Source organism: Hymenobacter agri, assembly GCF_054778495.1.
Window position 1 is genome coordinate 1 of sequence record NZ_BAAGZM010000137.1, and the last position, 8,622, is coordinate 8,622.

The 8,622-nt window shown below is 61.9% G+C and carries 8 protein-coding genes; all 8 read right to left on the reverse strand.

All coding sequences use genetic code 11. From position 1 onward, the window contains the following. Nucleotides 1-189 (reverse strand): hypothetical protein (locus tag ACYVDE_RS09205; RefSeq protein WP_460501198.1); only part of this gene is annotated, 189 nt, incomplete at its 3' end. Nucleotides 190-320: 131 nt separating this feature from the next. Then, on the reverse strand, nucleotides 321-1,328 hold the full coding sequence (gene fbp, locus ACYVDE_RS09210) for a class 1 fructose-bisphosphatase (RefSeq protein WP_460501200.1): 1,008 nt from the start codon (nucleotides 1,326-1,328) through the stop codon (nucleotides 321-323). Nucleotides 1,329-1,488: 160 nt separating this feature from the next. Then, complete coding sequence (locus tag ACYVDE_RS09215; protein WP_460501201.1) at nucleotides 1,489-1,953, reverse strand: nuclear transport factor 2 family protein; 465 nt, start codon at nucleotides 1,951-1,953, stop codon at nucleotides 1,489-1,491. A 93-nt stretch (nucleotides 1,954-2,046) separates the two neighbouring features. Beyond that, nucleotides 2,047-3,420: an MFS transporter gene (locus ACYVDE_RS09220; RefSeq protein WP_460501202.1), complete on the reverse strand. Its 1,374-nt coding sequence runs from the start codon at nucleotides 3,418-3,420 to the stop codon at nucleotides 2,047-2,049. Between the two features lie 92 nt (nucleotides 3,421-3,512). Continuing rightward, entirely contained in the window at nucleotides 3,513-4,172 is a 660-nt protein-coding gene (locus ACYVDE_RS09225; protein ID WP_460501203.1) for a beta/alpha barrel domain-containing protein, read from the reverse strand. Between the two features lie 140 nt (nucleotides 4,173-4,312). Beyond that, entirely contained in the window at nucleotides 4,313-5,323 is a 1,011-nt protein-coding gene (locus tag ACYVDE_RS09230) for a PfkB family carbohydrate kinase (protein WP_460501204.1), read from the reverse strand. 125 nt (nucleotides 5,324-5,448) lie between these two features. Then, the gene (gene uxaC, locus ACYVDE_RS09235) at nucleotides 5,449-6,882 is read right to left on the reverse strand and encodes a glucuronate isomerase (RefSeq protein ID WP_460501205.1); all 1,434 of its coding nucleotides are present in this window, start codon (nucleotides 6,880-6,882) and stop codon (nucleotides 5,449-5,451) included. Between the two features lie 310 nt (nucleotides 6,883-7,192). Continuing rightward, a partial coding sequence (locus ACYVDE_RS09240) for a UxaA family hydrolase (protein WP_460501206.1) occupies nucleotides 7,193-8,622 on the reverse strand: 1,430 nt, incomplete at its 5' end.

Here is an 8,622-nt window from a genome sequence, read left to right on the forward strand (position 1 = left end):
GGCGGCCGACTGCGCGGCGCGGGCCAACTCGGCGGGCCGGCCGGCATATTGTGCGTGCAACTGCTGAGTGAGGTAGCTGGTGAGCGTAATGTTACCCTTCCAATCGAGCACGTTGGTGCTGGCCGACTGGGCGCGGGCAGCGGCAGCAGTGGCCAGCGCAGCGAATAGAAACAGAAGGAAGGTTTTCATTTGGCAGATGGTCTTACACAATATCTGTCATCCTGAGTGCAGCGAAGGACCTTATCACGTCAGGACATCCAGCGTGATAAGGTCCTTCGCTGCACTCAGAGATGACAGATAGTATCATGAATACCGCCCTCCTACTGCGCCGCTACGGCTTGCAGCTCCTCCACCAGTTCGGCCGAGCCGACGAAGAGCGGGGCGCGCTGGTGCAGGTCGGCGGTGGGGGGCACATCGAGCACCACGTCGGCGCCAGTTACGGCCACGCCACCAGCCTGCTCGATGAGAAAGGCCAGCGGGTAGCCTTCGTAGAGCAGGCGCAGCTTGCCGGTGGGCTTATCGACTGTGGGCGGGTAAAGGTAGATGCCGCCGGTGAAGAGGTTGCGGTGGTAGTCGGCCACGAGCGAGCCCACGTAGCGGGCCGTGAGGCGGCGCTCTTTGCAGGTCATCAGAAAGGTGCGCACAAACTCGGGATACTCAAACCAATTGCCTTCGTTGCAGCTGAAGACGGGGCCTTGGCGCGGGATTTTGATATCGGGGTGCGAAAGGAAGAATTCGCCCAGCGAGTTTTCGTAGGTGAAGCCGGCCACGCCGTGCCCGGTGGTGTACACGAGCATGGTGCTGGAGCCATAGAGGATGTAGCCCGCGGCGACCTGGGCCCGACCGCCCTGCAAAAAGTCTTCGGGCCGGGCCGGGCCGCCCACCCGCGACACGCGCCGGTAGATGCTGAAAATGGTGCCAATGCTCACATTCACGTCGATGTTCGACGAGCCGTCGAGCGGGTCGATGGCCACCACGTACTTGCCCAGCAGGTTGCCGGTCTGGATGATGTCGGCGTCTTCTTCGGAGAGCACGGCGCAACACTCGCCGCCGTTGGTGAGGGCGCGTACGAAGCGGATATTGGCTTCTACGTCGAGGCGCTGCTGGTGCTCGCCCTGCACGTTCTGCTCGCCCATCGCGCCGGTGATGCGCGAGAGGCCGGCGCGGTTCACCTCGCGGTTCACGATTTTGCCGGCCAGGGCGATGTCGCGCAGCAGCTGGCTCAGCTCGCCGGTGGCGTACGGGAATTCGGCCTGCTTGCGCTTAATGTAGCGCTCGAGGGTGGTGCCCACGGGCGTGGCCAAGGCGTTTTCGGTAGTGGGCGTCATGGGTTGGGTTGGCAGGGATTGCGGAACGGTCATGCTGAGCTTGTCGAAGCATCTCTACCGCTTCGTTACAATCGGTTTTAATTACTGTTGCATGCGAGATGCTTCGACTACGGCTGCGCCTTCGCTCAGCATGACGGGCTTTCTCCTTTTTTCACTGCAATCAGGAAGCCTGTTTCTGCGACTGCCACAGCACGACCTGCCAGCCCTTCTTCTTGTCCTTGATTTGCACCACCACGTATTTGAGGTGGGCCAGATTGGGCTGCCCGTCCTTAGGGGGCAGGGTGATGAGGATGGTGCCGTTCACCACGGCCGTGCGGCCATCGTTGTAGGCGCGCACGTTGATGGTTTCGACATCGATTTTGTCGTACTGGCTTTTGCCATCGCGGATGGATTGCAGGTACTCCGTTTTGGTGTTCTGCTTGCCGTTGGAGTGCGTGTAGATGAGGTCGTCGGCGAAGGCTTTTTCGAGGAAGGCGTAGTCCTTGCTCACCTGGGCGGCGAAGCGCTGGCGCTCCAGGGCTTCTACTTCTTTTTCGGCGGCAGTCATGGGTTTGGCGGGGGAATTTTGGGCGCGGGAGCTGGCGCAGCCGAAGAGCAGCGCGGCAAAAAGCAGTAGGTGTTTCATGGGTTTCAGCTTAAACAAGAGGAAACAAAGAGCCGGGCGGCTTGCGCAGCCGCGGGCAGAAAGGGGCTACCGGGCAGCCCCACAACTAGTCAATTAGTTGTTGTCGTCGTCGAGCTTGATGGGCTCCATGCGGGGCACCAGCGTGAACATCAGCACCCAGGCCAGCAGGTACGCCGCGCCGCAGATGAAGAACATGATGTAGTAGGCCTTATCAATCTGGCCCAGGTTTTCGAAATGCACGAACATGCGCTTCTGCACCAGCGCCGTGAGGGCAATGCCGCCCAGCCCGCCGGCCATGCCGCCAATGCCCGTGACCGAGCCCACCGCCCGCTTCGGAAACATGTCCGACACGGTGGTGAAAATATTGGCGCTCCAAGCCTGGTGGGCCGCCGCCGCAATGCCAATCACCAGTACCGCCAGCCACATGTTCATGCCGCCCAGCCACTGTGCAAACACAATCGGAAATACACAGCAGGCAATGAGCAGCATGGCCCGCTTGCGCGCCTGAAACGCCGGCATTCCGCGTTTAATGAAGCTCAGCGGCAGGTAGCCGCCGCCCACGCTGCCGATGCTCGAGAGCAGGTACACGGCGGCTACGGGCAGCGCCGTGGCAGTGCCTTTCAGGTGGTATTGCTTGCCCAGGAAATCGGGCAGCCAGAACAGGTAGAACCACCAGATGGGGTCCGTCAGGAACTTGCCCAGCACGAAGGCCCAGGTTTGGCGGAAGCCTAGCAGCGTGGCCCACGAGGCCTTAGGCTTTTCCTCGGTCACGCCTTCAGCAGGCAGCCCGGTAGGAATATCCGCGTTGATGTAGTCGAACTCCGCTTTCGAGAGGCGGGCTTGTTTGGCGGGTGTTTCGTACAAAACATACCACAGCACCAGCCAGATGAAGCCCAGCGCCCCGGTTATCAGGAATGCCCACCGCCAGCCGTTCGGGCCAGTGGCGGCAATGAACAGCACCGACGGCGCAATAATGGCGCCCACATTAGAGCCCGAGTTGAAAATACCCGTGGCCAATGCCCGCTCGCGCTGCGGAAACCACTCGGCCACCGTCTTAATAGCCGCCGGGAAATTACCGGCTTCCGTAATGCCCAGGAAGCCCCGCGCCACGCTAAAGCCCAGCGTGCTGTTCACCAGCGCATGCGCCATTGCCGATACGCTCCACAGGGCGGTCGCCAGCCCATAGCCCAGCTTGGTGCCCAGCTTGTCGATGATGCGCCCCACCCCTACCATGCCCAGGGCGTAGGCAAGCTTGAAGGTAATTTCCAAGTTGGCGTAATCGGCCGAGGTCCAGTGAAAAGCCGCTTCCAGGTTGGGCTTCAGCAGCGAGATGACCGCCCGGTCGAGGTAGTTAATCGTGGTGGCGAAAAACACCAGCGCGCAGATGGTCCAGCGGAAGCGGCCCATCACGGCGTTGGCCGTAGCGAGCGGCGAATCGGGCGGGCGTTGGGTGGCGAGTGGGGTCATCGGGTGGGTGGTTTTAGGCGGGCGGAAAGTGGGTGGCGCGGGAAAGGCCGGAACGTCATGCGGCATGCGGCATGACGTTGCTACATTCGCAATTAACTCTTTTTCAAGCCTTCGACAAACTGCATTAGCTCGCCAATGCTGGCGGCCAGGGCGGCGGTATCGTCGGCATTTTTGAACAGTTGCGAGCCCATGCCCACGGCATTCACGCCGGCCCCAAACCAGGCCGATACGCTTTCGCGGGTAGGCTCCACGCCGCCCGTCACCATCAGCTTGATGTGGGGCATGGGGCCGCGCAGGGCTTTCACATAGTCGGGCCCGACGAGGTTGCCGGGGAAGATTTTCACCACGGCCGCGCCCAACTCGCTGGCATTGTAAATCTCGGTAGGCGTGAGGGCGCCGGGCAGCCACGGAATGTCGTGAGCGCGGCACACCTCGGCTACTTCGGCCGTAGCCAGCGGCTGCACCACAAACTCGGCCCCGGCCGCAATGAACTGTTCGGCCTCAGCCGCCTTGTAAATCGTGCCGATGCCCAGCACCATGTCGGGGCACTCAGCGGCCACAAACTCCCGCAACTGCTTAAAGACGCTCAACGCCTGCTCGCCCCGGTTCACAAACTCGAACACGCGGATGCCGCCTGCGTAGCAAGCCTGCACAATGCGCTGGGCATAAGCCGCATCGGCGTGGTAGAACACCGGCACCACCGAGTGGCGCAGTAGCGTGGCAAGGGTTTCGGATGGAGTATGGCGGGGCATCGGGTTGATTATTATTTGAAGGCCGTCATGCTGAGCGCAGTCGAAGCATCTCTACCGCTTCGTTGCAGCGATTGAATTACTTCTGTGATAGAGATGCTTCGACAAGCTCAGCATGACGTTCTTTTTTGCTTGTTCATATCTCAGCGTACCAGCCGGCCGCTGGTGTTGCCTTTCATGATTTCCTCCACTTCGGCCACCGTCACCAGGTTCACGTCGCCGTGGATGGTGTGCTTGAGAGCCGAGGCCGCCACGCCAAAGTTGAGGGCTTGTTGCGGATGCTCGTAGGCCAGCGAGCCGTAGATGAAACCGGCCATGAAGGCATCGCCCCCGCCAATGCGGTCGACGATGGGGTTGATTTCGTGGCTGACGGTTTCGAGGAACTGCTTACCGTCGTAGTAAATGCCTTTCAAGCCGTTGTGCGAGGCGCTGTGGGTTTTGCGGCGGGTGGTGATGACCTGCTTGATTTGCGGGAAGCGTGCCATCACCTGCCGGGCCACCGACACGAACTTGTTGTCGGTGCCGGGCTCGGGCACGATGCCGAACAGGTCCTCGGCGTCGTTTTCGGAGCACACCACCACGTCGCAGCCGGTCACTAATTCGCTCATCACGCTCTGGGCCGTCTGGCCGTATTGCCAGAGGTTGCGGCGGTAGTTCACGTCGGCCGACACGGTGAGGCCCAGGCGGCGCGCGGCGGCAATGGCCTGGCGCGTAGCCTCGGCGGTGCTGGCCGAGATGGCGGGCGTGATGCCCGTCCAGTGCAGCCAGCCGGCATCTTTCAGGATTTCATCCCACTTGAATTTGGCGGGGTCGAGGTTCGCGAAGGCCGAATTGGCGCGGTCGTACACCACTTTGCTCGGGCGCATCCCCGCCCCTACTTCCAGGAAGTACAGGCCGAGGCGGTCACCTTCGTACACGGTGGCGTCCATGTTCACGCCCAGGGCGCGGAACTGTTGGGCGGCGGCGCGGCCCAGGTCGTTGTCAGGAAAGCAGGTGACGTGGGCGGCGGGCACGCCCAGCCCGGCCAGCGAAGCGCCCACGTTGGCGTCGCCGCCGCCGTAGGTGATTTCCAAGCCACTGGCCTGCGCGAACCGGTAGTTCAGCGGCGGCGACAGCCGCATCATGATTTCGCCGAACGTGACAACTTGCTTCATTTCAAAGGTTTTTGGAACGATGTAGAGACGCAACATTTTGCGTCTCGTCGTTGCTGATGTTGTTTAGTATGCGCGAGTTTGCGCGGTGTCGGTCGTTCAACGACGAGACGCAAAATGTTGCGTCTCTACGCCGTCACGGCCGCTATTTTGGCCACTTTGCCGAAGCCGAAATACTGCCTGGCGTTGCCGTAGCAGATATTCTGCACCATGCCGCCGAGCAGGTCCATGTCGGCGGGCAGCTCGCCGTTTTCCACGTCGTTGCCGAGCAGATTGCAGAGCACGCGGCGGAAATACTCGTGGCGCGGGTACGAGAGGAAGCTGCGCGAATCGGTGAGCATGCCCACGAAGCGCGAGAGCAGGCCCATGTTGCTCAGGGCGTTGAGCTGCTTTTCCATGCCGTCCTTCTGGTCGAGGAACCACCAGCCGGAGCCGAATTGCACCTTGCCCGCCACCGAGCCGTCGTTAAAGTTGCCAATCATCGTGGCAATGAGCTCGTTGTCGGCCGGATTCAGGTTGTAGATAATGGTTTTGGCGAGCTTGTTCTGGCCGTCGAGCCGGTCGAGGAAGGTGGAGAGGGCGCGGCCCTGCGGGAAGTCGCCAATCGAGTCCCAACCCGTATCGGGGCCCAGCTCGCGGAGCATGCGGGCGTTGTTGTTGCGCAGCGCGCCGAGGTGATACTGCTGCGTCCAGCCCTTTTCCCAATCCATTTCGGCCAGCAGCACCAGCAGGGCCGATTTCAGCTGGGTATTCTCGGCCGCCGTCAGCGCCTGCCCACCGCGGATTTTGGCGAAGCTGGCCGCCACTTCCTCCGGTGTGTAAGGTGCGGCGTAAATCTGCTCCAGGCCGTGGTCCGACAGGCGGCAGCCGAGGCTGGCGAAGAAGTCGTGGCGGCGGCGCAGGGCCGTTTCCAGGTCGGCCAGGGTGCGGATTTCCACTTCGGCCACCGCGCCCAGGTGGTCGAGGTAGATGTTGTAGCTGGCGGCGTCGTCCACGGCCATCGCCTTGTCGGCGCGGAAGGTGGGCAGCACGTTGGTTTCGAAGCCCGAAGCAGCCAGCGCCTGGTGGTGTTCCAGCGAGTCGGCCGGGTCGTCGGTGGTGCAGAGGGTTTCTACCTGCATCATCTTCAGCAGGTTGCGCACCGAATACTCGGGAGTTTGCAGCTTGGCGCTGCACTCATCGTAGATGCGGCGGGCGCTGTCCTTGTTCAGTAGCTCGGTGATGCCGAAGTAGCGGCGCAGCTCTAAGTGCGTCCAGTGGTAGAGAGGGTTGCGCAGGGTGTAGGGCACAGTTTCGGCCCACTTCTCGAACTTCTCCCAATCCGACGCGTCGCCGGTGATGTAGCGCTCGGGAATGCCGTTGGCCCGCATGGCGCGCCACTTGTAGTGGTCGCCGTAGAGCCAGATTTGGGTGATGTTGTCGAACTGTTTATCCTGGGCAATCTGGTCGGGCAGCAGGTGGTTGTGATAGTCGATGATGGGCATCTGCTTCGCGTACTCGTGGTAGAGCAGGCGGGCCGTGCTGGTTTGCAACAGGAAATCGTCGGACAAAAAAGGCTTCATAGTAACGCGGATGACGAGGCGAGGAATCGAATAGAATAAGGAGCGGCAGTTCGCCGAAGGTAGCGGCTGAAACAGGCCGTATGGTTACAGAAAACGGGTTTTCAGGGGTATTTATTTACGTAAACGGTTGCGGTAGCTATGCGGCAACGGTTGCGATAGGCGAGGTTGCTTGCAATGATTGAAAGGTCATGCTGAGCGTAGTCGAAGCATCTCTACCGCTTCGTTGAAATCATTTAGGATTATTGAGGTAGAGATGCTTCGACTACGCTCAGCATGACGTTCTTTTTTATTTGTTCTGCCCCCTCCCCCGCTACAAGCTCACCCCGCGCTTCCACGGAATGAAGTCGGTTTGGTCGTGGCGGACGGCGGCGATTTCCTCCTCGCCGCTGGCCACCCGGATGACATAGTCGAGAATGCGCTCACCGGCCTGCTCGATGGTTTCTTCGCCGTCAATCACCGTTCCGGTGTTCACGTCGATGATGTCGGGCATGCGGCGGGCCAGGGCGGTGTTGCTGGCTACTTTGATGACGGGCGCGATGGGGTTGCCGGTGGGCGTGCCCAAACCGGTGGTGAAGAGCACAATGTTGGCTCCCGACCCCACTTCGGCGGTGGTCGATTCCACGTCGTTGCCGGGGGTGCAGAGCAGATTCAGGCCGGGTCGGGTCACGGGCTCGGGATAATCGAGCACGGCCACGACCGGCGACGAGCCACCCTTGCGGGCCGCCCCGGCCGATTTCATGGCGTCGGTAATCAGGCCATCGCGGATGTTGCCGGGCGAGGGGTTCATGTCGAAGCCCGAGCCCACGGCTACGGCCGAGTCGCCGTAGGCCTTCATCAGGCTGCTGAACCGCTCGGCGGTGGCGGGGTCCACGCTGCGGTCCACGAGTTCCTGCTCCACACCGCACAGCTCCGGGAATTCGGCTAGAATAACCGAGCCGCCCAACGCCACCAGCAGGTCCGACACATGGCCCAGGGCCGGGTTAGCCGAGATACCGGAGAAGCCGTCAGAGCCGCCGCACTCCAGCCCGATGTTCAGGGCGCTGAGTGGGGCGGGCTCGCGGTGGGCCTGGTTGGCCAGCATCAGGCCGGCAAACGTCTGGCGCAGCGCGGTGCTGATGAGTGTTTCCTCGGTGCCGAGCTTTTGCTGGTCGAGGATGTAGAGCGGCTTGCTGAAATTGGGGTCGCGCTTGGCAATTTCCTCCTGCAGCATCGTGGCCTGGGCGTTCTGGCAGCCCAGGCTGAGCACGGTGGCGCCGGCCACATTGGGGTGCGTGATGTAGCCGGCCAGCAGCCCGCACAGCGTTTGGGCATCCTGCCGGATGCCACCGCAGCCGCCCTCGTGGCTCAGAAACCGGATGCCATCCACGTTCGGAAACGGGCGGTTGTGGCGGGCGGTGGTTTCGCCGGCGTCGAGGTCGGCACTCAGGATTTCTTCTACCGACTTACCGGCCTGCAGCAGCTCCAGCAGCTTACGGGTTTCGGGCTGGTAGCTTTTGCGGCGGCCGTAGCCGAGGTCGGTAATCAGCGCATCCTGCAGCACCTGGATGTTGCGATTTTCGCAGAACACCAGCGGAATGACGAGCCAGTAGTTGGCCGTGCCCACGCGGCCATCGGCGCGGTGGTAGCCCTGAAAAGTGCGGTGTTGCCAGGCGCTCACGTCGGGGGCCTGCCAGGCGGCGCGCTGCCGGGCGTGCTCGTCATAGGAGTTGGTGGCGTGCTGAATATTGGCCGTGGTGAGGC

What these genes read in the sequence shown, in the direction of transcription:
- fbp (WP_460501200.1), bottom strand. Translation starts at nt 1,328, where the DNA reads ATGACGCCCACTACCGAAAACGCCTTGGCCACGCCCGTGGGCACCACC.
- ACYVDE_RS09215 (WP_460501201.1), bottom strand. Translation starts at nt 1,953, where the DNA reads ATGAAACACCTACTGCTTTTTGCCGCGCTGCTCTTCGGCTGCGCCAGC.
- ACYVDE_RS09220 (WP_460501202.1), bottom strand. Translation starts at nt 3,420, where the DNA reads ATGACCCCACTCGCCACCCAACGCCCGCCCGATTCGCCGCTCGCTACG.
- ACYVDE_RS09225 (WP_460501203.1), bottom strand. Translation starts at nt 4,172, where the DNA reads ATGCCCCGCCATACTCCATCCGAAACCCTTGCCACGCTACTGCGCCAC.
- ACYVDE_RS09230 (WP_460501204.1), bottom strand. Translation starts at nt 5,323, where the DNA reads ATGAAGCAAGTTGTCACGTTCGGCGAAATCATGATGCGGCTGTCGCCG.
- uxaC (WP_460501205.1), bottom strand. Translation starts at nt 6,882, where the DNA reads ATGAAGCCTTTTTTGTCCGACGATTTCCTGTTGCAAACCAGCACGGCC.